The 23,815-nt window shown below is 71.5% G+C and carries 21 protein-coding genes; 7 read left to right on the top strand and 14 right to left on the bottom strand.

Annotated elements, in window-relative coordinates; genetic code table 11:
• Nucleotides 1-34: 34 nt before the first annotated feature.
• The gene (gene pdxT, locus AC3CF1_RS30500; RefSeq protein WP_354980567.1) at nucleotides 35-640 is read left to right on the top strand and encodes a pyridoxal 5'-phosphate synthase glutaminase subunit PdxT; all 606 of its coding nucleotides are present in this window, start codon (nucleotides 35-37) and stop codon (nucleotides 638-640) included.
• Nucleotides 641-656: 16 nt separating this feature from the next.
• Here the strand turns inward: pdxT and AC3CF1_RS30505 are convergent, their stop codons facing one another.
• Entirely contained in the window at nucleotides 657-1,508 is an 852-nt protein-coding gene (locus AC3CF1_RS30505; RefSeq protein WP_354980630.1) for a helix-turn-helix transcriptional regulator, read from the bottom strand.
• A 104-nt stretch (nucleotides 1,509-1,612) separates the two neighbouring features.
• Between AC3CF1_RS30505 and AC3CF1_RS30510 the strand changes: the two genes are divergently transcribed.
• The 3 genes from AC3CF1_RS30510 to AC3CF1_RS30520 all read left to right on the top strand — a co-directional run bounded on the left by AC3CF1_RS30510 (nucleotide 1,613) and on the right by AC3CF1_RS30520 (nucleotide 3,965).
• Nucleotides 1,613-2,251 carry an NADPH-dependent FMN reductase gene (locus AC3CF1_RS30510; protein WP_354980568.1) on the top strand — a complete coding sequence of 213 codons (639 nt, stop codon included), beginning with the start codon at nucleotides 1,613-1,615 and terminating at the stop codon, nucleotides 2,249-2,251.
• A 230-nt stretch (nucleotides 2,252-2,481) separates the two neighbouring features.
• A complete protein-coding gene (locus AC3CF1_RS30515; RefSeq protein WP_088947365.1) occupies nucleotides 2,482-3,234 on the top strand; it encodes a YebC/PmpR family DNA-binding transcriptional regulator in 753 nt (250 codons plus the stop codon).
• A gap of 110 nt (nucleotides 3,235-3,344) precedes the next feature.
• Nucleotides 3,345-3,965, top strand: a complete 621-nt coding sequence (locus AC3CF1_RS30520) for a ribonuclease FAU-1 family protein (RefSeq protein ID WP_088947366.1) — start codon at nucleotides 3,345-3,347, stop codon at nucleotides 3,963-3,965.
• Between the two features lie 22 nt (nucleotides 3,966-3,987).
• Here AC3CF1_RS30520 and AC3CF1_RS30525 read toward each other — a convergent pair whose 3' ends face one another.
• Entirely contained in the window at nucleotides 3,988-5,160 is a 1,173-nt protein-coding gene (locus AC3CF1_RS30525; protein WP_488451813.1) for an RICIN domain-containing protein, read from the bottom strand.
• Nucleotides 5,161-5,414: 254 nt separating this feature from the next.
• On the opposite strand from AC3CF1_RS30525, the gene AC3CF1_RS30530 reads away from it, so the two are divergent.
• Nucleotides 5,415-6,581, top strand: a complete 1,167-nt coding sequence (locus AC3CF1_RS30530) for a peptidoglycan-binding protein (protein ID WP_488451814.1) — start codon at nucleotides 5,415-5,417, stop codon at nucleotides 6,579-6,581.
• A gap of 68 nt (nucleotides 6,582-6,649) precedes the next feature.
• Here the strand turns inward: AC3CF1_RS30530 and AC3CF1_RS30535 are convergent, their stop codons facing one another.
• From AC3CF1_RS30535 to AC3CF1_RS30570, 8 genes are all read right to left on the bottom strand, one after another.
• Nucleotides 6,650-8,443 carry a carbohydrate binding domain-containing protein gene (locus AC3CF1_RS30535; RefSeq protein WP_488451815.1) on the bottom strand — a complete coding sequence of 598 codons (1,794 nt, stop codon included), beginning with the start codon at nucleotides 8,441-8,443 and terminating at the stop codon, nucleotides 6,650-6,652.
• Between the two features lie 177 nt (nucleotides 8,444-8,620).
• Nucleotides 8,621-9,682, bottom strand: a complete 1,062-nt coding sequence (locus AC3CF1_RS30540; protein ID WP_210793075.1) for an ABC transporter permease — start codon at nucleotides 9,680-9,682, stop codon at nucleotides 8,621-8,623.
• Nucleotides 9,679-10,572 (bottom strand): ABC transporter ATP-binding protein, encoded by an 894-nt coding sequence (locus tag AC3CF1_RS30545; RefSeq protein ID WP_354980573.1) that lies wholly within the window; start codon nucleotides 10,570-10,572, stop codon nucleotides 9,679-9,681. The genes AC3CF1_RS30540 and AC3CF1_RS30545 overlap by 4 nt, the downstream gene beginning before the upstream one ends.
• 81 nt (nucleotides 10,573-10,653) lie before the next feature.
• The gene (locus AC3CF1_RS30550; protein ID WP_328383869.1) at nucleotides 10,654-11,373 is read right to left on the bottom strand and encodes a response regulator transcription factor; all 720 of its coding nucleotides are present in this window, start codon (nucleotides 11,371-11,373) and stop codon (nucleotides 10,654-10,656) included.
• The gene (locus AC3CF1_RS30555) at nucleotides 11,370-12,707 is read right to left on the bottom strand and encodes a sensor histidine kinase (RefSeq protein WP_488451816.1); all 1,338 of its coding nucleotides are present in this window, start codon (nucleotides 12,705-12,707) and stop codon (nucleotides 11,370-11,372) included. The genes AC3CF1_RS30550 and AC3CF1_RS30555 overlap by 4 nt, the downstream gene beginning before the upstream one ends.
• A 119-nt stretch (nucleotides 12,708-12,826) precedes the next feature.
• On the bottom strand, nucleotides 12,827-13,774 hold the full coding sequence (locus AC3CF1_RS30560) for a permease prefix domain 1-containing protein (protein ID WP_488451817.1): 948 nt from the start codon (nucleotides 13,772-13,774) through the stop codon (nucleotides 12,827-12,829).
• Complete coding sequence (locus tag AC3CF1_RS30565; RefSeq protein ID WP_328383864.1) at nucleotides 13,771-14,112, bottom strand: PadR family transcriptional regulator; 342 nt, start codon at nucleotides 14,110-14,112, stop codon at nucleotides 13,771-13,773. The genes AC3CF1_RS30560 and AC3CF1_RS30565 overlap by 4 nt, the downstream gene beginning before the upstream one ends.
• 141 nt (nucleotides 14,113-14,253) lie before the next feature.
• Nucleotides 14,254-14,850 carry a hypothetical protein gene (locus AC3CF1_RS30570; protein ID WP_488451818.1) on the bottom strand — a complete coding sequence of 199 codons (597 nt, stop codon included), beginning with the start codon at nucleotides 14,848-14,850 and terminating at the stop codon, nucleotides 14,254-14,256.
• 133 nt (nucleotides 14,851-14,983) lie between these two features.
• Here AC3CF1_RS30570 and AC3CF1_RS30575 point away from each other — a divergent pair, with 133 nt between their 5' ends.
• Nucleotides 14,984-16,393 carry a serine/threonine-protein kinase gene (locus tag AC3CF1_RS30575; protein ID WP_488451819.1) on the top strand — a complete coding sequence of 470 codons (1,410 nt, stop codon included), beginning with the start codon at nucleotides 14,984-14,986 and terminating at the stop codon, nucleotides 16,391-16,393.
• 54 nt (nucleotides 16,394-16,447) lie between these two features.
• Here AC3CF1_RS30575 and AC3CF1_RS30580 read toward each other — a convergent pair whose 3' ends face one another.
• The 3 genes from AC3CF1_RS30580 to AC3CF1_RS30590 form a co-directional block, all read right to left on the bottom strand.
• A complete protein-coding gene (locus AC3CF1_RS30580) occupies nucleotides 16,448-17,002 on the bottom strand; it encodes a hypothetical protein (protein WP_488451820.1) in 555 nt (184 codons plus the stop codon).
• Nucleotides 16,999-17,538 carry an RNA polymerase sigma factor gene (locus AC3CF1_RS30585; RefSeq protein ID WP_488451821.1) on the bottom strand — a complete coding sequence of 180 codons (540 nt, stop codon included), beginning with the start codon at nucleotides 17,536-17,538 and terminating at the stop codon, nucleotides 16,999-17,001. Before AC3CF1_RS30585 ends, AC3CF1_RS30580 begins: the two co-directional genes overlap by 4 nt.
• A gap of 88 nt (nucleotides 17,539-17,626) precedes the next feature.
• Complete coding sequence (locus tag AC3CF1_RS30590) at nucleotides 17,627-18,247, bottom strand: L-threonylcarbamoyladenylate synthase (protein ID WP_488451822.1); 621 nt, start codon at nucleotides 18,245-18,247, stop codon at nucleotides 17,627-17,629.
• 147 nt (nucleotides 18,248-18,394) lie between these two features.
• On the opposite strand from AC3CF1_RS30590, the gene dnaE reads away from it, so the two are divergent.
• Nucleotides 18,395-21,925: a DNA polymerase III subunit alpha gene (gene dnaE / locus AC3CF1_RS30595; protein WP_141908796.1), complete on the top strand. Its 3,531-nt coding sequence runs from the start codon at nucleotides 18,395-18,397 to the stop codon at nucleotides 21,923-21,925.
• 52 nt (nucleotides 21,926-21,977) lie between these two features.
• On the opposite strand, the gene abc-f is transcribed toward dnaE, so the two are convergent.
• Complete coding sequence (gene abc-f / locus AC3CF1_RS30600; RefSeq protein ID WP_488451823.1) at nucleotides 21,978-23,615, bottom strand: ribosomal protection-like ABC-F family protein; 1,638 nt, start codon at nucleotides 23,613-23,615, stop codon at nucleotides 21,978-21,980.
• Nucleotides 23,616-23,815 lie beyond the last annotated feature (200 nt).

Genomic DNA, 23,815 nt, shown 5'->3' on the forward strand with positions numbered 1-23,815 from the left:
CGGGCGGCGTGAACCGGAGAGGAACGGTGTGAACGTGACGGCACCCCGGATCGGCGTTCTCGCGCTCCAGGGGGACGTCCGCGAGCACGTCGCGGCACTGGCCGCGGCGGGCGCGGACGCCCGCCCGGTCCGGCGTCCGACCGAGCTGGACGCGGTCGACGGCCTGGTCATCCCCGGGGGCGAGTCCACCACCATCAGCAAGCTCACCGACATCTTCGAGATGCGCGAGCCGATCGACAAGCGGATCGCGGACGGCATGCCGGTCTACGGATCCTGCGCGGGCATGATCATGCTGGCGACGGTGGTGTTGGACGGCCGACCGGACCAGCGGGGCTTCGCCGGCATCGACATGACCGTCCGGCGCAACGCGTTCGGCCGGCAGGTCGACTCGTTCGAGGCACCGGTGGAGATCACCGGGGTGCCGGGGGAGCCGGTCCACGCGGTGTTCATCCGCGCGCCCTGGGTCGAGCGGGTCGGTGCCGGCGTTCAGGTGATCGGGACGGTGACCGACGGCCCGGCCGCCGACCGGATCGTGGCGGTCCGGCAGGGCAACCTGCTGGCCACCTCGTTCCACCCGGAGCTGACCGGTGACCTGCGCGTGCACGCGTACTTCGTGGACCTGGTGCGGGCCGCCCCCTGACGGCGTGCCCCGTTGCTCAGCTGGCGACCGCCCGCAGCTGCCCCGGGCGGCGGCCAGCCAGCTGTTCGAGCGCGATCGCCGTGGCGGCGTCGGCGGGCAACTGCACCACCAGGCGCTGCGGGTCGGCATCGGCCAGCTCGAGGGTCTCGACGTTGAGGCGCAACAGCCCCGCCGCCGGATGGCGCACCGTCAGCAGGCCGGTACGCGCGGCGGTGACCGGTCGCTGCCGCCAACGGTCGACGAACGGCGCGCCCACCGTACGGGCCAGCCGCTCGGCGAAGGCGTCGCTGGCCGGATCGCCCCGGCGCAGCAGGTGCAGCTCCGCGACCTGCTGGTCGGCCAGCGCCGACCACTGCGGATAGTGCGCGCGGGCCCGCTCGTCGGTCAGCACGAACCAGACCAGGTTCGGTCGCGACCCGTCCAGCAGGCCGAGCGGGCGGGCGAGCATGTCGAATGGCTCATTCCAGGCCAGCACGTCGCCGAGCCGGTTGAGCACGTACGCCGGGGTGTCGCGCAGCGCGTCGAGCATGGCGCGGACCGTGGGCCGGACGGTGCGGGACACCGTCGGCCGGTCACCCGAGCAGAGCTGTCGGGCGTGCTGAGCTGAGGCGAGTTGCCGCAGGTGTTCGCGGTCGGCGCTGTCCAGGCGCAGGGCGTCGGCGAGCGCGGCGAGGATCTCCGGCGATGGTCGGGTGTCGCGGCCCTGTTCCAGTCGGGTCAGGTACTCCACGCTGACCTGTGCCAACGTCGCCAGCTCGGCCCGGCGCAGCCCGGGGGTGCGTCGGCGGGGGCCCTCGGGGAGGCCGACCTCGGCCGGCCGCCGCGCTTCGCGGCGACTGCGCAGGAAGGCGCCCAGCTCTCCGTCCATCACCGAGCCAGTCTGGCAGTCGGCGTCGGCCGGTGGGTGGCCCTGGCAGGGCCATCCTCGCGGCGGTCTCCCCCCACCGCCGTGTGGCTCGCAGGATCGGGGGCATGAGAAACGCACAGAGCACAGGACCGCTGCGGATCGGTGTGATCGTGGGCAGCACCCGCCCGGGTCGGCGCGGCGCGGCGGTCGCCCATTGGGTGATGGAGGTGGCCGAGCGGCACGAGGCGGTACGCGCCGGGGACGCCGTCTTCACACTGGTGGACCTCGCCGAACAGGCATTACCACTGTTGGACGAGCCGGTGCCGGCGCTGTTCGGCGACTACCGGCATCCGCACACCCGGCGGTGGGCGGAGGTGGTGGACGGCTGCGACGCCTTCGTCTTCGTCACCCCGGACTACAACCGCTCGATACCGGCAGCGCTCAAGAACGGCATCGACTTCCTGTACGCGGAGTGGACCGACAAGGTGGCCGGGGTGCTGAGCTACGGCGTGCAGGGCGGCACCCGGGCCGCCGATCACCTGCGGGCGATTCTGACCGAGGTGCGGACGGTGGTGGCGCCGACCGGAGTGTCGCTGTCGATCTTCACTGACTTCGACTTCACCGGGGCCGACCCTGGTGACCGGACCGCCGGCCGCTTCGCGCCGGGTGACGGTCGGGAAGCGGAGCTGTCCACGATGCTCGCCGAGGTCGTGACCTGGTCGCGGGTGCTTCGTCCGGCAGATCGTGCGCTGTTGGGGTCGTAGCCCATCGCGGATTTCGTCCCGTCTGCCCCGGTCTGGGGGGACGGGACGGAGTCGCCGCGCGCGGTGCATGACAGCGACCCGGGGGACGTCGGTAGGATTGCGGAGATTCGGCAGGGCCATCTGCCCGCCAGGCTTCCGCCAGAGCTGACCGGCACCTCCGCGTGCGCCGGCGGGAGTGGGGCGTGAGCGGTGCGGTCGATGCAGACGGCGGGTAGCAACGGAGGTAGAAGATGTCCGGCCACTCAAAGTGGGCGACGACCAAGCACAAGAAGGCCGTCATCGACGCCAAGCGCGGCAAGATGTTCGCCAAGCTGATCAAGAACGTCGAGGTGGCCGCGCGGATCGGCGGCGGCGACCCCACCGGCAACCCGACTCTCTTCGACGCGATCCAGAAGGCGAAGAAGAGCTCGGTGCCGAACGACAACATCGACCGCGCCGTCAAGCGCGGCTCCGGCCTGGAAGCGGGCGGCGCCGACTGGCAGACGATCATGTATGAGGGGTACGGCCCGAACGGCGTGGCCATGCTCATCGAGTGCCTCACCGACAACCGCAACCGGGCGGCCACCGAGGTGCGGACGGCGCTGACCCGCAACGGCGGCTCGCTCGCCGACGCCGGCTCGGTGTCGTACATGTTCTCCCGCAAGGGCGTGGTGATCGTGCCCAAGGAGGGCACCAGCGAGGACGACGTGATGATGGCCGTCCTCGACGCCGGCGCCGAGGAGGTCAACGACCTCGGTGAGGCGTACGAGGTGGTCTCCGAGCCGACCGACCTGGTCCCGGTGCGGACTGCGCTGCAGGACGCCGGCATCGAGTACGAGTCGGCGGAGTCCTCCCTGATCCCCAGCATGAACATCCCGCTGGACGAAGAGGGCGCTCGCAAGATCTTCAAGCTGATCGACGTCCTGGAAGACTGCGACGACGTGCAGAACGTCTACGCGAACTTCGACATCAGCGACGACGTGATGGCGGCGGTCGACGCCTGAGAGCGGTCGACTCGGAACCACGGAAGTCGGGGTGTCCCGCGCGCTGGGACACCCCGACTTTCGCAAAGCCGGGTGGACCAGGCGATGGCGTCGAACGTGGAGGTGGGAAAGTGGCGGCAGACCGGTTCGCGCCAGGTGACACTGTGGTGCGCCGTGAGGTGCTGCGGGGCGAGGTCTGGTTCGCCTGCCCGACGATCTGCGTCGAGGACTCGCCCGACCTGCTCGCCCTCTATCTTCCACCGGGAGCCGAGTTCGGCTTCCCGAAGACCGGCGTCTTTCCGTGCGGGCGTCACCCGTGGGAGACCGCCGGGCACCGCTCCTGGTCCGGCCACGGCAAGCTGATGCTGCAACGCCCCGGCGAGGCGCACTCGGTCGACGTGTTCTGGACGGGGCCGGGGCGTGACTTCGCCGGCTGGTACTTCAACCTCCAGGACCCGGTGCGTCGTACGCCGATCGGGGTGGACACCCTCGACCACGAGCTGGACCTGTGGTGGGGCGCGGACGCCGACCGGTACGTCTGGAAGGACGTGGAGATGTTCGCCCAGCGCCTCGTCGAGGGGCGCTACCCCGGGATGGCTGATGCGATCCAGGCCGAGGGTGACCGGATCGCGGCGCTGCTCGACGCGAGCGAGCGTTGGTGGGACCCGGCGTGGGCGCAATGGCACCCCGACCCGGCCTGGTCGGTGCCCCCGCTGCCCACCGGCTGGGACCAGGTGCCGCCCGCCCGCTGAGCAGCCCGCCGACCCCCGGGCGTCAGCGTTTCGGCAGCGCGTCGATCAGGAACACCTGGTCCGGGCCGTTCGTGCACGGCTCGACCAGCGCCTCGGCCGACACCTCCGTGTCATCGTCGCGCAGCCCGACGCACAGGTCCGTGCGGGTGGGCCGGATGCGGTACGAGGTCGGCGCGGACCCGGTCGGCTCGAAGCGGAACAGCTGGGACCAGTTGCTCTGGCTGCACTTCGTGACGGGTTCGAGCATGTTCCGGCCGGGATTCTCGCCCCGGACGGTGAGGCAGCCCGGCCCGTGCTCCGGGTGGTTCCACTTGATGAAGTACAGCCCGCCGGCCGCCGGCTCCAGGTAGGTGTCCGGCGGGGTGGCCTCGGCGCAGGAGACCTGCACCGCCACCTGGCTCCCGTACTCGCCGGTGCGGTCACGCCCCTCGCTGACGCAGAGTTGCGGGCTGCGGGCGGGGCGGATCTGGCTCAGGAGCGCGTCTGGGCCGATGGTCGGGCTGGCGCTGCTCTCGGGCGTCGCCGGAGGGCTCTCGCCCGCCGACGTGGCCGGCGGGCTCCCGGCTGCCGACGTGCTCCGGTCGGTGAGCTGTGCCGTTCGCCGCTCGTCGTCGTCAGGACGCTGCGTCCAGATGCCCACGCCGAGTGCGGCCAGCAGGACGCCGACGAGCAGCGTCAGTGGCACCGGCCGCGCGAACCAGCGCGGTCGGGTGGCACTCGCGCTCCCCGCCCCCGTGCCGACGGATGGACGGAGGTCGGGTGCGGCGCCGTCGGCGGGCCGGTCGTCGGTTGCGATGCCGTCGCCGGTCTGGTGGTCGGTCGCGGTGCCATCGCCGGTCTGGTGGTCGGCTGCGATGACGTCGACCGGCTGGCGGTCCGGCGCGGGTGACACCGGCGGGGGCGACGTCGGCGCGTACGTGCCCACCGCGAGCCGGTGCCGCGCCCGCAGCCACGTCTCCACCTGATCCTCCGCGCCACAGGCCCGGACGAACGCGGCCACCACCTCGGGTCGAGGCAGTGTGGATCGGCGCAGGATGTCGGCGGCGGTGCTGCGAGCCAGCACGTCACCGGTCGCCGCCGCCCGTTGCTCCAACTGTCGGTACGTGAGCCGCGACCGGTCCTTGAGCCGGCGCAGCATGTCGACGAACTCGGCCGGGTCGGTCGCCTCGTCCGGTCGTAGCTCCCCCGTGGTCATCGCACGATTGTCCAGACCCGGGACGCGTGGGGGCAAGGCGGCCCGGGATGACTGTCCGAGATGGTCGGACAAGATCCGGACATGCCGTCCTGAGCTGCCCGGACATCGCACGGCCCTGACCAGGGCATTGTTCTCGCCGACAGGCTTATCTACCGTCTGTCCTCAATGGCCGCGCCGCTGATCGGTGCGCGGCCGGCGCATTCGAATGGGCACCGATTCAGGGCCCGTCAACATCAACGACACGGGGAGATCCGATGGATGACGCTGCCCGGGATCCGCTGACGCACGTGGCCACGGCGGGGGAGTACGTCGCACTGCTCCGGGACGTGCGTCGGCGTTCCGGTCTGACCTACCGGGAGATCACCAGGCAGGCCTCGGCGGCCGGGCACTGGCTACCGCCGAGCACTCTCGCCACGATGCTGGGGCGGACCACCCTGCCGCGGGAGCGCACCGTCGTGGCCCTGCTGGTGGCCTGCGGCACCACGCCCGCCGAGGTGCGGCGGTGGGTGGAGACGCGCCGGAACATCGAGGCCCGGCTCGGCGAGCGGGATCGATGGGAGAACCAGGCGGTGCCGTCCACCTCGTCGCCACCCGCGGCCCCCCAGCAGGCCGCGAACAGCGCACCGGCCGCGAACAGCGAACCGGCCGTGGACGGCGCACCGGCCGTGGACAGTGAACCGGCCGTGGACGGCGCACCGGCCGCGAACAGTGAACCGGCCGTGGACGGCGCACCGGCCGGGACCGCCGTCGGCCCGGTCCGGCCGGCGCAGCCGCGGGTCACCGCGCCCTGGCCGACCCGCCGTTGGCTTCGGCTCGCGCTGCTCGCCGTGCTCGGCGTGCTCACGGTCGGGGCGTCCGGGGTGCTGCTCCCTGGTGCCGCCGCCACCGTCGACAGCTCGCCGTCCGACGGCTGTCCGCTGATCCTGCGCCAGGGCATGTACGGCCCGTGCGTGCTGGACCTCCAGGAACGTCTGGTGGCGGGCGGACTGGAGGTGCCCGTGGACGGCTGGTTCGGCCCGGACACCACCAGCCGACTGATCGTCTTCCAGGCGTTCGGTGGCCTGCCGGTCAGCGGCACCGCGGACGGGCGGGTGCTCGACGAGTTGTCCGGCGCGGTGAAGGTGCCGCCCACCTGGACGGAGGACCGGATCGGCAAGGAGGTGCGGCGGGTCTTCCCGGAGGACCCGGGCGGGGCGGTGCAGCTGGCGCGCTGCCTGTCCGGGTTGGACCCGTACCGCGTGGAGATCGCCGGGGACGGGTCGCGACGCTGGGGGTTGTTCCAGTTCAGCGACATGGAGTTGTCCCGGTTGGGCGTCGATCGGCGGACGGCGCTGGACCCGGGTTGGAGCATCGGGGCGGCCCGGCACGTCTGGTCGCGTACCGGCGATTTTGGCCACTGGCACTGCACGGCGTCGCGGTGACGCCTGATGCTGCCCGCCCGGGTCCACGGACCGGGCGGGCAGCATCCCCCGTCACACCGACCGACGGCTCACGGCCGCAGCCGGTTGGCGTACACGTACGCGCCCACGGAACGGCCGGTGGCGAGTCCGGCGTCCGCGTCGAACCGGTAGTGCACGCCGAGGTAGATGCGGCTCAGCGCGTTCTCCTCGGCGGCGTGATCGAAGCCGGGCATGCGCCGGATCACGCCCTCCGCGTGCGGGTCGTCGGTGGTGGCGTCGAAGGCGATCGCGTCGGTGCCGAAGAACCTTTTCATCACGGCCGACCAGGCCCCCGCAAAGGTGGCGTGCCCGGAGATGTAGGCCGGGAAGGCCGGCGTGTACGGCACCCCGGCGCGATCCTGGGACAGCGGCTGCCAGCCGGCGCCGCCCATCGCCTCGATGGCCGTCACCGGCCGCCACAGGTCGATCGGTGTCTGGTATTTGGCATCCCAGGCGGCGATGGCGGCGTCGGCGAGCGCGAGCGCGACCAGCCCGAAGAGCCGGGCGTTGGCCAGGATGCCGAGCTGACGCTGCTCCGACACGATCCGGGTGTGCGAGAAGAGCTGACCCGGTGGCTTGTACGTACCTCCCAGGTCGTTGGCCCAGAAGAACGCGATCTGCGTCTGCTCGGGGGTCCGCAGCGACGACGTCTGACCGCCGTAGTCACGGATCTCCTGCACCTGGTCGCGGTATTCCTGCTCGCCGAGCAGGCCGGCGTAACCTCCGGTCACCCCGGCGGGTAGCCCGGGGCGGAACTGCCGGCCGGAGGTGAGCGCGAACGGGGTGACGAGGCCCCAGTTCGGGCTGACCGCCGCCTTTCCGTTGGTCGGCCGCCACGACCCGGGCACGGCGTCCAGTTGGTACGGCGTGTTGTTGCCGGAGCCGTCGTTGGCGCGGGCCTGGAGGTTGGCGGTGGCCGCCGCCGCGCCGACGGTGTCACCACGGGCGACCTCGGCGGCGTTCACCCCGGACGGCCGGAGGGCGACAGCGCCGGCGAGGGCCTGGGTGTAGGACTGGCCCTGGCCGCCGTACAGGGCGGTCAGCACGTCGTACGCGGCCCGGTCGATGGCGGCGTGCAGGGACGGCGCCACGACGTTGTCCATGGTGCCCGGGTAACTGACAGGCACCCGTACCCGGTAGGGATTTCCGACGCCGGTGACCGAGACGGCGGCGTCGTGCATCGCCGCGTGCAGGATGGCGGCCTCCCGGGACGAGGAGGTGGGCGGCAGGTCCAGCGCCTGGTACGTGCGCAGCAGCACGCCGTTCCAGTACAGGATCGGATCGGTGGCCGGGTCGACGGCCAACGGGCTGAGCGAGACGTTGTCGAACCGGACCGTCGAGGAGGCCTGGCCACCGAGGTGGAACAGGAGCACCGCCTTCGGGTCACCGAACGGGGAGGTGAAGTCGAAGGTGAACCGGCGCATCGTGGGGGTGAGCGCGACGCTCTGGTCGACGGCGGAGGTGAAGGGCGTGTCCGCCCGGGAGACCGAGACGCGCAGGGAGCGGCTGACGTCCGCGGCGGCGTCGAACTGCAACCGGTACGGCTGCGCGGCCGTCACTCCGAACTCGAAGTGGCCGACCAGGTCCTCCCAGACGGGCTTGCCGACCGTCGCGCTGGTGCGGACGCGCAGTTGCCCGGCGTTGACCGTCGTGCTGGTCGAGGCGAGCCGGGTCCACCAGGGCTGGGTGCTGCCGTTGTCGAACGTGCCGTTGAGGATGAGGTCGCCCGGGGCGGCGGCGGCCGGCGTGGGCCGGACGAGGGCCGTGAGGGTGCTGGCGAGGGCGACCGCGAGCACCATGCTGAGCAGGCGACGAAGGTGCCGTGTGTTGATCGGTGGGGACATCGAGAGCCTTTCCGGTCCAGGGACCGGCGACGACCAGGTCGTTGCCGTGAGGATCGGCTCAACGTAGGAGCGTTCGCGCTGTTCACGGCCACCGAACAGCGCTCGGAACGGGCCCGTACGGCGGCGGGCGCCGGCATCCGTCAGGACACCGGCGCCCGCGTGGGGCGAACCGTCGACTCAGCCGATCGTCTCGCGCTCCCGCCAGGCGGCGCGCAGCGAGGTCCGGCCGTTGGTGCGCAGGAGTGAACCCTCGTAGACCCGGGCCCCGGCGATCACGAACGCAGCGGCCGCGACCAGCAGGATGACCAGCGAGACGATCGGTTCCCAGGTGGCCGCGTCACCGGTGAACAGCCGCAGTGGCATGGCCGTCGGCGACGAGAACGGCAGGTACGACAGCACCCGCATCGCCGTGGCGTTGTCGTTCAGGAAGATCACCGCGAAGAACGGCAGCATCACCGCGAACTGCACGGGTGTCGACACGGCGGCGATGTCCTCCTGCCGGTTGGCCAGTGCGCCGGCTGCCGCCCACATCGCGGCGAGCAGCACGAAACCGAGCAGGAAGAACGGCACGAACCAGCCGATCGCCGGGGCGAGCAGGCTGAGGAGGCCACCGCTGTCGCCGATCTGCATGCCGAGCACCGCCACCACGGCGATGAGCGCGATCTGTGCGAACGCCAGGATGCCGCCGGCCACCACCTTGCCGGCCAGCAACGCCCGCACCGGCACCGCCGCGACCAGGATCTCCACGATGCGGGTCTGCTTCTCCTCGGTGACGCTCTGCGCGATCTGCAGGCCGAAGGTCTGCGACGTGATGAAGAAGACGAACGCGAAGACGAACGGCACCAGGAACGCCACCACCGGGTCGACCGCGTCCGGGTCGAGCAACTGCACCGGCGGCGAGGTGCTCAGCGCCTGGACCACGTCGGTGGGGGACTCGTCCATCGCGAGAACCTTCGGACCGGAGACCACCGCCGCGTCCACGTCACCGTCGCGGACGGCCTGCTCGGCGGCCCGGTCGTCGGCGACCACGCGGACGTCGAGTCCGGCGTCCCGCAGCGGCCCGGCTGCCTCCTGGGTGACGGCCACAGTGTCCGGACCGCCGGAGAGCAGCGGCGGCAGGATGGTGCCCGCCGCCGCGATCAGCAGGAAGAAGAGGGTGCCGAACAGGAAGGTGCGGTCGCGGAGTTTGACGCGGATCTCGCGTTCGGCGACCAGCCGGGTGGCCTGGGTGACGTTCACTGGGTGACCTCTCGGAAGATCTCGGTGAGCGAGGGGCTGACCGGGCGGAAGGCGCGGACCGGGCCGCGGGCGAGGGCCGCCTGCAGCACGGGCTGTTCGTCGGCGCCGGCCGGCAGGTCGAAGACGACTCGTGCACCGTCCAGTTCGACCAGGGTGACCCCTGGGTGGTCGCGTACCCAGCCGGCGTCGCCGGCCACCACCAGCTCGTAGCGGGGCACGGTGTACGAGTCGCGCAGTTGCTGCCGGCTGCCGGCGGCGCGGATCACCCCGTCGCCGATGATCACCAGGTCGTCGCAGAGGCGCTCCACGACGTCGAGCTGGTGGCTGGAGAAGAGCACCGGCGCTCCGGCCGAGGCGCGTTCCCGCAGCACTGCGACGACGGTGTCGACGGCGAGGGGGTCGAGGCCGGAGAACGGCTCGTCGAGCACCAGCACCTCGGGGTCGTGCACCAGCGCGGCGGCGATCTGGGCCCGTTGCTGGTTGCCCAGCGACAGCGTCTCCAGCAGGTCGTCGCCGCGCGCACCGAGCCCGACCCGTTCCAGCAGGGTGTCGGTGGCGCGCCGAGCCGCCGGTGCGTCCAGGCCGTGCAGCCGGCCCAGGTAGGTCACCTGCTCCCGGGTGGTCATCTTGGGGTAGAGGCCGCGCTCCTCCGGCATGTAACCGAAGCGCTGGCGGTCCTGCCGGGTCAGCGTCGTGCCGCCCCAGCTCACCTCGCCGGCGTCGGCGGACAGCACACCCAGGATGATCCGCATGGTGGTGGTCTTGCCGGCGCCGTTGGCGCCGACGAAGCCGGTCATCCGGCCGGCGGCCACCTCGAAGGACACGTTCTTGAGCACCTGCCGGTCGCCGAAACTGCGGTCGACGCCGTCGAGGCGAAGCGTTCTGGTCACGCCTCCACGCTAGATCGAATGCGGTGTCACGCCGTCCGTCCGAGGGTTGAGCGGGTGGGTCCGTCCTACGACGGATGGCGGTCACCCGCCGGGCCGGACCACCCCGTTCTCGTACGCGAACACCACCGCCTGGACCCGGTCGCGTAGGCCCAGTTTGGCCAGCACCCGACTCACGTGCGTCTTCACCGTCGCCTCGCCCAGGTGGATGCTCGCGGCGATCTCGGCGTTGCTCGACCCGCCGGCGAGCAGCACCAGCACCTCCCGTTCCCGCGGGGTCAGCCCAGCCAGCGCGGCGTCGGCCTCCGGTCCCCGGTGGGCGGTGCCCGCCGGGTCACCGGGACGGGCGAACGTGGAGATCACCCGCCGGGTGATCTCCGGGGCGAGCAGGCCGTCGCCCCTGGCCAGCACACGAATCGCCTCGATCAGCTCCTCCGGCGTGCCGTTCTTCAACAGGAAGCCACTGGCACCGGCCCGCAGCGCGGCGAAGAGATAGTCGTCCCGGTCGAAGGTCGTGAGGATCAGCACCGCCGGCCCACCGGGTCCGTCGGCGGTGATCTGCCGGGTGGCCTCCAGACCGTCCATCCCGGGCATCTCCACGTCCATGAGTACGACGTCCGGGCGGGTGGCTCGGGTCATGGTGACGGCCCGTTCGCCGTCGGCCGCCTCGCCGACCACCTCGATGTCGTCCTCCACCTCGAGGATGACCCGGAAGCCGGTGCGGACGAGGTGCTGGTCGTCGGCGAGCAGCACCCGGACGGTCGGACCCGGGGCCGACGGCTCGCCGGTCGGTGCGGCGCTCATGCCGAACGCGCCGTGTCGACGACCGGCTGCTGCTCGTCGCTCGGCGCCCGCTGCGCGCCGACCGGCGGGTCCGCCGCTGCCGGCAGTGGGAAGCGGGCGCGTACCCGCCAGCCGCCACCGGCGCGCGGCCCGGCCTCCAGGTCGCCATCGTGGGCGCTGACCCGTTCGTGCATTCCGATCAGGCCCAGCCCGAGGGCGTTGACCCGGCGGCCAGCTCGTCCGTCGTCGGTCACGTCGACCTCCACCTCGCGGGCCAGGTACCGGACCCGCACGTCCAACACGTTCGCTCCGGCGTGCTTCAGGGTGTTGGTCACCGCCTCCTGCGTCACCCGGTAGGCCGCCTGCGAGACCGACTCGGGCAACGCGACCGCGTCGCCGTACACCCCGAGGGTTGCCGTCAGGCCCGCGGCTCGGGCCCGCTCGACCAGCTCGCCGATCCGTTCGACGCCGCCGGTCGCCGGCTGCTCGGCGTCGGCGTTGGCGGGGGCCCGCAGCACGCCGAGCATCCGACGGAGCTCGTCGACGGCGGTGCGGGCGCTCTGCTCGATGGCGGTGAGGGCTGTGCGGGCCTTACCCGGGTCGCGGTCGAAGACCCGGCGGCAGGCGGACGCCTGCACCCCCATGACCGACACGTGGTGGGCGACCACGTCGTGCAGCTCCCGGGCGATCCGGACCCGTTCGCCGAGCACCGCCCGTTCCCGAGCCTCGGCCTGGGACCGGCGCAGGTCCTCGGCCTGGGTCCGCAGCTCGTGCTCGCGGCGTGCGGCGACCCAGGCGGTCTCGCCGAAGAAGTACGCGAAACCGAAGACCAGCACGTTGACGAGGACGCCGGTGACCATCGCGGCGAGCACCGGTGGCACCGGCCCGACGGCGTCGGCGAAGGCGCCGGGCGGGATGTGGTCGATGGACACCGCGTAGTAGATCCCCAGCCAGGCGAACATCGTGGCGATCACGCCGATCCGCAGCCTGCGGGACCGCTGACGGTCCTGTCCCCAGGCGCCCACCGTGTAGAGGGCGCAGAACAGGGCCCACGAGGAGAACTGGGTCTCCGGGGCCGAGCGCGCCTGCGCGGCGATGAAAGCCACCGAGATGATCAGCAGGGTCGCGGCCGGCCAGCGTCGCCGCCAGATCAGCGGCAGGGTCACCGCGACGGTCCAGAACAGCTGCTCCGGCCCGGACGGCGGCGGACCCAGCATGAACGCCCCGGTGCTGCGGGCCAGGGTGAGGCTCACCAGGGCCAGCGCGGTCACCCCGAGGCCGAGCCAGAGGTCGACCCGACGCTGCTCTGCCGTCGGGCCGGGTCGGCGCCAGTCCTCTCGCGATGACGTGCTCATCCAGGAACGATGCCACGGAACCCCCGGTGCCCGTCCACCGGGCGGGGCCGCTACCAGCTCCTGCCGACGGGCGACGGCCCGGCGTGGGGTGCGCGCCGGGCCGTCGTGTCGGGTGTCGCTCACGCCGTCTGGCGGCGCGTCTTCAGAGCGGTGTCGATCAGGTCCCAGACCAGGATCGCGGCTGTGCCGACCGCGATGGCGACCCCGATGAGGTTGCGGTTGTCCGCGTCCGCCAACCAGCTCAGCCGCTCGCCCAGGTCCGCGTTGAGCAGCCGGTCGGAGAGCGCCAGCCACACCAGCGGCACCGAGAACGCGAGGTTGAGCAGCGCCTTGGTCCCGAACAGCGCCCGGTTCCAATGCCCGATCCGGTACTTGACGATCTCGAACACCAGGGTGCCGAGCATGACGACGATCAGTGCCGGCAGCCAGAAGGACCACAGCGCCGGGTCGAGGATCGGGATGTTGTCGCCGTCGGTGTCGCGCACCCAGGACCGGTAGTGCTGGAACGGTAGGTAGCCAATGGTCACCACCAGCATGACCACCGACGCGATGGTGTCGGCGAGGGACACGTCGCGGTGCACCGGGACGTCGGGCAGTTGGTCGACCGTCCAGTCCGGCAGGTCCACGGCCGGTTGGGAACGTTCGATGATCGCAAAGGTCACTGTGAGCCAGAAACCGATGTGCACGCCCACGTGCAGGGCGACGACGAGGCCTGGTCCGATGGCGCCGAAACCGCTGCCCTCGGCCACCTTGACGATGGCGACGATCGTGCCGACGAGCGCCGGGAGGAAGCTGAGCAGCAGTTTCAGCAGGCGCAGCCAGACCAGGTAGTAGGTCGGGCCGATGAGCTGCAACCGGCGATCGGCGTACCGGGCGGCCAGCTCGTCCGGGTTGCCCAGCTCGGTGAGCACCTCCCGCTCGGCGGTAGGGGCGTCCTGGCCGCTGCCGGTCCGATCCTCGATCATGTCGTCGATCGAGGCGCGCAGCTCGCTGGCGATCTCGTCCCGGCGCTGGGTGGGCACCGAGCGCAGGGTGGCGGCGAGGTAACGGTCGGTCAGGGTGTTCATCGGTCGGCTCCTTGGATCAGCCCGGTGATGGAGGTCTGTACGGCGGCGAGGTCGTCGAGGAGCCGGTTCAGCATCGACTCGCCCTCGTCGCTGGTCCGGTAGAACTTGCGCGGCCGGCTCTCCGCGGTGTTCCACTCGCTGGTCAGCAGCCCCTGGTCCTCCAGGCGGCGCAGCAGCGGGTAGAGCGTGTTGGCGTCGACCGGGAAGCCGTGGTCGGTGAGCCGTTGCAGCAGTGCGTAGCCGTAGTCCGGTCGGCGCAACGCGACCAGGCTGGCCACCACGACGGTGCCTCGACGCAACTCCTGTAGGTGCGTCCGTAGAACGTCCTCGCTAACCATGTGTCACACCATACTGTGTGCCACACAGCGTTGTCTACGCCAATAGCATCGTGTCGCTCACAGATGCACTGGACGGGTCGCCGTGCCGGGCAGCACGAGGGGCGTCCGGCACCGGCCGGACGCCCCGAGATCTGACACGGATCAGCAGGTCGAGCCCTGCCGGAAGTTCCGCTCGACGAAGCTGGCCGGGCCGACCTGGAAGTAGCCCACACCAGGCCGGATCGGGTGCCCGGTGAACAGCTCGACCCGCGAGCCGACCCGTACGAGGTAAGCCTCGGCGTCCCCGGCGTCGTTGCGGATCAGCGAACCCCGCCGGCCGTAGATGTCCTCCAACTCGTCGAAGGACATGCCGACCATCGCGCCGGCGGGGGAATGTGGCGGCGCGGTGGCCGTACCGACCTCCACCAGCCGGCCGTCTCGGAAGGCCAGGATGAGCACCCCGGCCCAGGAACCGGTCGCGCCGGCGTGCACCACCCCGCCACAGGCCGTCGCCGTCCAGCCGATGCGCCCGGCCGCGGTGAGCGCCGCCAGGTCGGCGCCGATCCGGTACGCCCCGGCGCCGCCGACGCCGAGCACCTGCGGGTGGCTGTGCCCGGCCGTGGCGAGTGGTCCGCGCGTCGAGGCCGGCGCGGTGCCGCCCGACACCGGAGCCGCCGAGGCCGGACCGGCGCCGATCAGCGGGACGAGCGTGCCGAGCGCCAGCGCGGCGGTGGTGAGGAGGATCGAGGGTCGGTTCATCGTGCGCTCCTTCGGTGATGGGTCTCTGCCCTGTTAGTCACCGCGCCCGGCCCAACGGTTCGTCGGCTTTCCGACCAGCCCGGTCTACTGTGCAGAGAGACGCCGACCGACCGTGCTGGCCGGGGGTGACGCGGTGACGGCTCCGCAACGGATCGGGCCCTACTCCATCGAGCGGCTGCTGGGCGTCGGATCGTTCGCGACCGTCTGGCTGGGCTACGACCCGGTGCTCGACGGGTACGTGGCGATCAAGGTGCTGGCCGAGAACTGGAGCCACGACCTGCGGGTCCGGGAACGCTTCCGCGACGAGGCCCGGCTGCTGCGCCGGCTGGAGCACGAGCGGTTGGTCCGGGTGCACGCCGTCGGTGAGCTGCCCGACGGACGGCCGTACGCCGTGCTGGGCTGGGCGAACGGGGGCAGCCTCCGGGACCGGCTGGCTCTCGCTGAGATTTCCGTGCCGGCGGCGCTGCGCCTGCTCGGCGAGATCTGCGCGGGCGTGAGCGTGCTGCACCGCCACGGCGTCGTGCACCGCGACCTCACCCCCGGCAACATCCTGTTCCACTCCACTCCGGCGCCCTCCGGCGCGGAACCCACCGGGTCGCCCTCCGGCGCGGAATCCACGGGCGCGACCTCCGGCGCCGAGCGGGTGCTGATCGCCGACCTTGGTCTCGCCAAGGCGCTCGCCGCCGCCTCCGGCCTCACCGCCCGGGCCGGTACGCCCGGCTACATGGCGCCGGAGCAGGACGACCCGGGCGCGGTGATCGACACCCGCGCCGACGTGTACGGGCTCGGACGGCTCGGGATCCGCCTGCTCGCCGCCCCCGGGCCCGACCCGCCCAGATCGGCCGGCACCCTGCGACTGCGCGACGGCGTGCCGGTGCGGGTGGCGGCGGTGCTCCTCCGGGCCACCGCTCACCGGCCCGCCGACCGCTATCCCGACGCCGCCGCGCTGCACACCGCGCTCGACCGGGCCACCGATCCCGTCCGGCAGTCGTCGCCGATGGCCCGTCGCCCGTACCGGATGCTGCTGGCCGGGGCGGCCGTCGCGGCCGTCACCGTCGTGGGCGCCGAGCCGGGCGGCACCAGGGCCGAACGCGACACCTACACCGCCGGACCGCTCACCGTGACGTTGCCGGACGGCTGGTCGGCCACCGGGGCGACCTGGGCCGGTCAGTACGACGCCGACGGCGAAGCCGAACCGGCGCTGGTGATGTCGCCGCAGCCCCGCCGCTGGGCCGCCGACCCCGGGGTGCCCGGCGCGTTCGTGGGCGTCTCCGCCAGCACGGCGGCGCGCACCACGCCCGCCGGGTTCCTGGCCGAGCGCACACACGGGGACTGCACGTCCGCGCCGGTGCGCACCACCCCCCAGGCGGGCGTCGAGTGGACCGTGGTGGCGTACCGCTGCGAACGGGACCGGCCCCGGATCGTCGAGTCGGCCGGCCTGCATCCCGCCCGCGGCGCTCTGGTGTACGTGCAGGTCGTGCCACCACTGGACGGCGGACCCGACTTCGTCGACGGGCTGCTCGCCGGCGTGCGGGTGCGCTGAACGGCGCTCCGTGGTGACGGGCGACAGTGCGCGGGCCGGTCAGATCGCGGCGGGCTAGCGGACCACCACGGTGATGATGTGCTCCCGGTCCTGCTGGGGGATCGTGACGTCGACGGTGCCGGGGCGGACGAACCGGATGTCCACCACGCCGGCCTCGTAGTGCTGCGAGACCAGCTCCGGGCGGTCGACGGTGACCAGGCCGGGGCCGATGCCCTGGATCCGCAGCACCGCGCCGGTGGCGAAGCAGAGGGACCGCAGCAGCTCAAGCTCGGTCTCGGCCAGCGGCAGGTCGTAGCGCACGGCGCCCTGGCAGCTCGTGGTCGGCCCGGTCGACGTGGCGGCCGGGCGGTGCGGCGTACCCCTGGCGGTGGTCGGTGCGGGCGGTGCCGCGATCGGACGCCCGCTGGTCGGAGGCGGTCGGGACGGAGATGCGGTGGGCGCCGGGATCGCCGAGGGGGTCGGCGACGGTCGGGACTCGGCGGGTGGTTGCACGGGCAGCGGCGCGACCGCGTCGGTGCCGCCGCAGGCCGCGACCGCCACGGCGGCCACGAGGGCGACGCCACCGGCGAGGAGCCGGCGGATCCAGGGGAGTCGCGCGGCGGGGCTCATTCGGTGCCGAGTCGTTGCCGGACCTGCCGCCGGGCCAGGTGCAGCCGGGACTTCACGGTGCCCACCGGTACGTCGAGCAGCGCCGCGATCTCGGGATAACTCAGCCCGAGGACGTCGCGCAGGGCAACCACCTCGGCGAGGTCGGGGCGGACCGCGTCGAAGGCGTCGAGCAGGTCGAGGCGGGTGCCCGCGACCACGCTGGTCCGTCGCGGGTCGGCCTGCTCGGGCACGGGTACGCCGCCGGCCTCCAACCGCCAGCGGCGGCGCAGCGTGCGGTACGTCGAGCGGGCTCGGTTGGCGGTCAGCCGGTGCAGCCAGGTGCGGAACGAGGAGCGCCCCTCGAACCGGGTGATGCCGTTGGCCAGCGCCAGCAGGGTGTCCTGGCAGGCATCCTCGGCGTCCTCCCGGTTGGGCAGGAAGCGTGCGCACAGCCGCAGCACCTCGGGGCGTACCGCGAGCAGCAGGGCGTCCAGTGCCGCCGGGTCGCCGTGTCCGGCGGACCGGGCCAGGGCGTCGATGTCGTCCACGTCGGGCATGCCGGGTGTCCAATGCTCGCCGGTGCCGATCCCCGAGCGTACGACCGGTGCGGCCGTCGCGCCCCGGTACGGTCCGGCACCCGACGCGTTACTCGAAGCGGGACACGTCTCCGGCACCCCGGCGCAGGATCTCCGGCTCGGGGCCGGACAGGTCGATCACGGTCGTCGGCTCCTTGCCGCAGTCGCCGGCGTCGAGCACCGCGTCGAGCTGGTGGTCGAGCCGTTCCTTGATCTCCCACCCCTGGGTCATCGGCTCGTCGTCGCCGGGCAGGATCAGGGTGCTCGACACCAGTGGCTCGGCCAGCTCGGCCAGCAGCGCCTGGGTGACGGTGTGCCGGGGTACGCGCACCCCGACGGTGCGCTTCTTCGGGTGCAGCATCCGGCGGGGCACCTCCTTGGTGGCCGGCAGGATGAAGGTGTAGCTGCCCGGGGTGGACGCCTTCACCAGCCGGAAGACCGCGTTGCTGATCCGGACGAACTGGCCGAGCTGCGCGAAGTCCCGGCAGACCAGCGTGAAGTGGTGCCGGTCGTCGAGGTGGCGGACCTGGCGGATTCGGTCCAGCCCGTCCTGGTTGCCCAGCTGGATGCCCAGGGCGTAGCAGGAGTCCGTCGGGTAGGCGACCAGCCCACCACCGCGGATCAGGTCGGCGACCTGGCCGATGATCCGGGGCTGGGGGTTCTCCGGGTGCACGTCGTAGTACCTCGCCATCCTGAAGAGCCTAGGCGCACTCGCGGGCGAGTAGGAGACGAGGGCCACGACCGTCGGCGCGGACGGTGGAGCCGCCGAGATCACCTCGGTAGGGTAGGTCCCGGTCGGCTCCGACCAACAAGATCCACACCGCCGGGGGCGCCAGGCATGGCCGATTCGTTCGCGCATCTGCACGTGCACACGGAATACTCGATGCTCGACGGAGCGGCCCGCCTCAAGGACCTGTTCGCCGAGGCCAAGCGGCTCGGCATGTCCGCCGTGGCGATCACCGACCACGGCAACATGCACGGCGCGAACGACTTCTACAACCAGGCGATGGCCGCCGGGATCACCCCGATCCTGGGCGTCGAGGCGTACGTGGCGCCGGAGTCGCGCTACCACAAGGCGCGCGTCAAGTGGGGTCGGCCGGAGCAGAAGAGCGACGACATCTCCGGTAACGGCGCGATCACCCACAAGACGATGTGGGCGAAGAACGCGCGGGGCCTGAAGAACCTGTTCACCCTCAACTCGCGCGCGTCCATGGAGGGGCACTACGTCAAGTGGCCCCGGATGGACATGGAGCTGATCGCCGAGCACGCCGAGGGGATCATGGCCACCACCGGCTGCCCGTCCGGCGCGGTGCAGACCCGGCTGCGGCTGGGCCAGTTCGACGAGGCGCTCAAGGTCGCCGCGAGCTACCAGGACATCTTCGGCAAGGAAAACTACTTCCTGGAGATCATGGATCACGGCCTCTCCATCGAGAGCCGGGTCCGTGAGGGGCTCACCGAGATCGCCCGCAAACTGGACATCCCGCCGGTGGTCACCAACGACTCGCACTACACCCACGAGGCACAGGCCACCGCCCACGACGTGCTGCTCTGTGTGCAGACCGGCAGCAACATCGACGACCCGAACCGGTTCCGGTTCGAGGGTGGCGGTTACTTCATCAAGAGCGCCGACCAGATGCGCGCGGTGGACTCGTCGGAGTTGTGGCAGGAGGGCTGCCGCAACACCCTGCTGGTCGCCGAGAAGGTCGACCCGACCGGCATGTTCGAGTTCCACAACCTGATGCCGCGCTTCCCGGTGCCCGACGGGGAGACCGAGGAGTCCTGGTTCCGCAAGGAGACGTTCGCCGGTCTGGCCCGCCGCTACCCGAACGGCATCCCGGAGGGGCATGTCGTCCAGGCGGAGTACGAGCTGGGCGTCATCAACCAGATGGGCTTCCCGTCCTACTTCCTGGTGGTCGCCGACTTCATCCAGTGGGCGAAGAACCAGGGCATCGCTGTGGGCCCGGGTCGTGGCTCCGCCGCCGGGTCGCTCGTCGCGTACGCGCTGGGCATCACCGACCTTGACCCGATCCAGCACGGCCTGATCTTCGAGCGGTTCCTCAACCCCGAGCGGGTCTCGATGCCGGATGTCGACATCGACTTCGACGAGCGTCGGCGCGGCGAGGTGATCAAGTACGTCACGGACAAGTGGGGCGAGGACAAGGTCGCCCAGATCGCCACGTTCGGCACGATCAAGGCGAAGGCCGCGATCAAGGACTCGGCCCGGGTCCTCGGCTTCCCGTACGCGGTTGGCGACCGGATCACCAAGGCCATGCCACCGGCGGTGATGGGCAAGGACATCCCGCTCACCGGCATCTTCGACAACAAGCACCCCCGCTACGCCGAGGCGGGTGAGATCCGCGGCCTGTACGACTCCGACCCGGACGTCCGCAAGGTGATCGACACGGCCAAGGGCATCGAGGGGCTGATCCGGCAGACCGGAGTGCACGCCGCCGGCGTCATCATGTCCGCCGAGCCGATCATCGAGCACATCCCGTTGACGCGCCGCGACGCCGACGGGGCGATCATCACTCAGTTCGACTACCCGACCTGCGAGTCGCTCGGGCTGCTGAAGATGGACTTCCTCGGCCTGCGCAACCTGACGATCATCGACGACGCGGTCAAGAACATCGAGCTGAACCACGGTCGGAAGCTCGACCTGCTGGGCCTGCCGCTGGACGACAAGGCCGCGTACGAGCTGCTGGCCCGCGGTGACACCCTGGGCGTGTTCCAGCTCGACGGTGGGCCGATGCGGTCCCTGCTGCGGCTGATGAAGCCGGACAACTTCGAGGACATCTCCGCCGTCCTGGCCCTGTACCGACCCGGTCCGATGGGCGTCGACTCACACACCAACTACGCGCTGCGCAAGAACAAGCTCCAGGAGATCACGCCGATCCACCCGGAGCTGGAAGAACCGCTGCGGGAGATCCTGGAGCCCACCCACGGCCTGATCGTCTACCAGGAGCAGGTGCAGCGCGCCGCGCAGATCCTCGCCGGCTACACCCTCGGCCAGGCGGACCTGCTGCGCCGGGCCATGGGTAAGAAGAAGAAGGAGATCCTCGACAAGGAGTTCATCCCGTTCCGGGACGGCTGCCGCGAGCGCGGCTACTCCGACGAGGCGATCCAGGCGGTGTGGGACGTCCTGGTGCCCTTCGCCGGCTACGCCTTCAACAAGGCGCACTCCGCCGCGTACGGCCTGGTCTCCTACTGGACCGCGTACCTGAAGGCGCACTACCCGGCCGAGTACATGGCCGGGCTGCTGACCAGCGTCGGCGACGACAAGGACAAGATGGCGCTCTACCTGGCCGAGTGTCGCCGGATGCGCATCCAGGTGCTGCCGCCGGACGTGAACACCTCGGCCGGGCCGTTCACCCCGGTCGGCAAGGACATCCGCTTCGGTCTGGCCGCCGTGCGCAACGTCGGCGCGAACGTCGTCGCCTCGATCATGCGGTGCCGGGAGGAGAAGGGCGACTACGCCGACTTCTACGACTTCCTGTCCAAGGTGGACGCCGTGGTCTGCAACAAGAAGACCATCGAATCCTTGATCAAGGCCGGTGCGTTCGACTCGCTGGACCACCCCCGCAAGGGTCTGCTCGCGGTGCACGCGGACGCCATCGACGCGTACGCCGATGTCAAGCGCAAGGAGGCGGTCGGCCAGTACGACCTGTTCGGCGCCGGCTTCGGAGACGCCGACACCGGCAGCACGACGGTGATGCCGGTCATCGGCGACAGCGAGTGGGACAAGCGCGACAAGCTGGCCTTCGAGCGCGAGATGCTCGGCCTGTACGTCTCCGACCACCCACTGTTCGGCCTGGAGCACATCCTCAACGCGGCGGCCGACACCACCATCGCCTCCCTGGCCGAGGACGGCGCGGTGCCCGACGGGGCGGTCGTCACCCTCGCCGGCATCCTCTCCGGGGTGCAGCGGCGGGTCACCAAGCAGGGCCGCGCCTGGGCGTCGGCCACCCTGGAGGACCTGGCCGGTGGGGTCGAGACGCTGTTCTTCCCCAACACCTACGAGGTGATCGGGCAGTACATCGCCGAGGACGCCATCGTGGTGGTCAAGGGTCGGGTGGACCGCCGCGACGACACCCCACGGATCATGGCGATGGACATGTCCATGCCGGACGTCAGCACCAGCGCCACCAACAAGCCGGTCACCCTCACCATCCCGGTGCACCGATGCACACCGCCGCTGGTGGAGAAACTCAAGGAAACCCTGGTGCTGCACCCCGGCGACACCGAGGTGCACGTCAAACTCCAGAACGGTGGGCGCACCACCACCCTGCGGCTGGGCCCGTTCCGGGTGGCGGCGACGACCGCGCTGATGGGTGACCTGAAGAGCGTCCTCGGCCCGGCCAACGTGAGCTGACCGGGCCGCGGCCCAGCCGGCGCACACCGGCCGGGCCGCGGACGGCCGCCGATCAGCCCCGGTCGGGGGCGCTGATCTCCCGTAGTTGGCCGTCGGCCAACCGCAACCAGCGCTGCACGCCGATCTCGGCGAGGAACCGTTCGTCGTGGCTGACCACCACGAACGCCCCCTGGTACGCGGACAGCGCGCTCTCCAACTGGGCCACGCTGACGAGGTCCAGGTTGTTGGTCGGCTCGTCGAGCAGCAGCAGTTGCGGCGCCGGCTCGGCGCAGAGCACACACGCGAGGGTCGCGCGCAGCCGCTCACCGCCGGAGAGCACCCCGACGGGCAGGTTCACCCGGGAGCCCCGGAACAGGAACCGGGCGAGCAGGTTCATCCGCTGCGCGTCCGGCAGGCTCGGCGCGTACGCGGCGAAGTTCTCCGCCACCGTGCGGTCGAGGTCCAGCAGGTCCAGCCGCTGCGACAGGTACGCGATCCGTCCGTCGCCGCGTTTCAGCTCGCCGCCGGCCGGTTCGAGATCACCGTTGACGAGGCGCAGCAGTGTCGACTTGCCGACGCCGTTCGCCCCGGTGAGCGCGATCCGCTCCGGCCCCCGGATCACCAGGTCGGCGCCGTCGCCGCCGAACAGTTCCCGGTCGTCGAAGCGGGCCCGCATCCCCTGGCCGGAGAAGACCGTGCGCCCGCCGGGGACGGTGGTGTCCGGCAGGTCCACGGTGATCCGGTCCTCGTCGCGGACCGCCCGGCCAGCTTCGTCGAGGCGCGCCTGGGCCGAACCGACCCGGTTGGAGTGGGTTTCCTGCGCCCGGCCGGCCGACTCCTGCGCACTGCGCTTCAGCCCACCGGCCACGATCCGCGCCAGGCCGGCGTTCTTGAGGTTCTTCGAGGCGTTGCTGGCCCGCCGGTCGGCCCGCTCCCGGGCCTGCTGCATCTCCCGCTTCTCCCGTTTGACCTCCTGCTCGGCGTTGCGCAGGTTGCTCTCGGCCACCTCCCGTGCCGCCTGCACCGCCTCGGTGTACGCGGTGAAGTTGCCCCCGTACCAGCGGACTTCCCCGCGGTCCAACTCGGCGATGCGGTCCATCCGGTCCAGCAGTTCCCGGTCGTGGCTGACCAGCAGCAGGCAGCCGGACCAGTCGGTGAGCACGTCGTAGAGCTTGTGCCGAGACTCCAGGTCCAGGTTGTTGGTCGGCTCGTCGAGCAGCAGCACGTCCGGGCGGCGCAGCAGTTGCGCCGCCAGACCGAGGGAGACCACCTGGCCACCGCTGAGGGTGTGCAGCCGCCGGTCGAGCGACAGCTCACCGAGGCCGAGCCGGTCCAGCTCGGCGCGGGTGCGTTCCTCGATGTCCCAGTCGTCGCCAATCGTGGCGAAGTGCGCCTCGCTGGCGTCGCCGGCCTCGATGGCGTGCAGGGCCGCGATCCGCTCGGCGACGCCGAGGACCTGCGCCACGGTCAGGTCGCCGACCAGCGGCAGGGTCTGCGGGAGGTAGCCGACCAGGCCGTCGACGGTGACGCTGCCACCGCTGGGCCGCAGCTCCCCGGCGATCAGCCGCAGCAGGGTGCTCTTGCCGGCGCCGTTGGGCGCGACCAGGCCGGTGCGCCCGCCCGGGACGGTGAAGGACAGCTCCGAGAAGACCGGGGTGTCGTCCGGCCAGGAGAAGGACAGGTTCGAGCAGACGATGAACGCATCAGACATGCGAGTGACCTCAAAAGGTGGGGTGGGCGCGCCTAGGTCGCCCGACGACAACGGGAACCGGTGGAACGACGGCATGGCCTCGGCGGCTGCGCCTACGCGCGCCGAACCGATGGCCGAACACATCCGGTCTCACCCGGAGATGTCGTCGTCACCCGCCATGTCTGGTCTCCCTGGTCGTGCCACCAACCCAACTCGGCCAA

The sequence above is a fragment of the Micromonospora sp. MGP-C2 genome (assembly GCF_057766525.1).

Bases quoted from the DNA above. Each gene is read 5' to 3' on its own strand.
- AC3CF1_RS30565 (WP_328383864.1), bottom strand. From the start codon at position 14,112: ATGGTTAGCGAGGACGTTCTACGGACGCACCTACAGGAGTTGCGTCGA.
- AC3CF1_RS30560 (WP_488451817.1), bottom strand. From the start codon at position 13,774: ATGAACACCCTGACCGACCGTTACCTCGCCGCCACCCTGCGCTCGGTG.
- dnaE (WP_141908796.1), top strand. From the start codon at position 18,395: ATGGCCGATTCGTTCGCGCATCTGCACGTGCACACGGAATACTCGATG.
- AC3CF1_RS30570 (WP_488451818.1), bottom strand. From the start codon at position 14,850: ATGAACCGACCCTCGATCCTCCTCACCACCGCCGCGCTGGCGCTCGGC.
- AC3CF1_RS30590 (WP_488451822.1), bottom strand. From the start codon at position 18,247: ATGGCGAGGTACTACGACGTGCACCCGGAGAACCCCCAGCCCCGGATC.
- AC3CF1_RS30515 (WP_088947365.1), top strand. From the start codon at position 2,482: ATGTCCGGCCACTCAAAGTGGGCGACGACCAAGCACAAGAAGGCCGTC.
- AC3CF1_RS30555 (WP_488451816.1), bottom strand. From the start codon at position 12,707: ATGAGCACGTCATCGCGAGAGGACTGGCGCCGACCCGGCCCGACGGCA.
- AC3CF1_RS30510 (WP_354980568.1), top strand. From the start codon at position 1,613: ATGAGAAACGCACAGAGCACAGGACCGCTGCGGATCGGTGTGATCGTG.
- AC3CF1_RS30505 (WP_354980630.1), bottom strand. From the start codon at position 1,508: ATGGACGGAGAGCTGGGCGCCTTCCTGCGCAGTCGCCGCGAAGCGCGG.
- AC3CF1_RS30580 (WP_488451820.1), bottom strand. From the start codon at position 17,002: ATGAGCCCCGCCGCGCGACTCCCCTGGATCCGCCGGCTCCTCGCCGGT.
- AC3CF1_RS30585 (WP_488451821.1), bottom strand. From the start codon at position 17,538: ATGCCCGACGTGGACGACATCGACGCCCTGGCCCGGTCCGCCGGACAC.
- AC3CF1_RS30535 (WP_488451815.1), bottom strand. From the start codon at position 8,443: ATGTCCCCACCGATCAACACACGGCACCTTCGTCGCCTGCTCAGCATG.
- AC3CF1_RS30530 (WP_488451814.1), top strand. From the start codon at position 5,415: ATGGATGACGCTGCCCGGGATCCGCTGACGCACGTGGCCACGGCGGGG.
- abc-f (WP_488451823.1), bottom strand. From the start codon at position 23,615: ATGTCTGATGCGTTCATCGTCTGCTCGAACCTGTCCTTCTCCTGGCCG.
- AC3CF1_RS30550 (WP_328383869.1), bottom strand. From the start codon at position 11,373: ATGAGCGCCGCACCGACCGGCGAGCCGTCGGCCCCGGGTCCGACCGTC.
- AC3CF1_RS30525 (WP_488451813.1), bottom strand. From the start codon at position 5,160: ATGACCACGGGGGAGCTACGACCGGACGAGGCGACCGACCCGGCCGAG.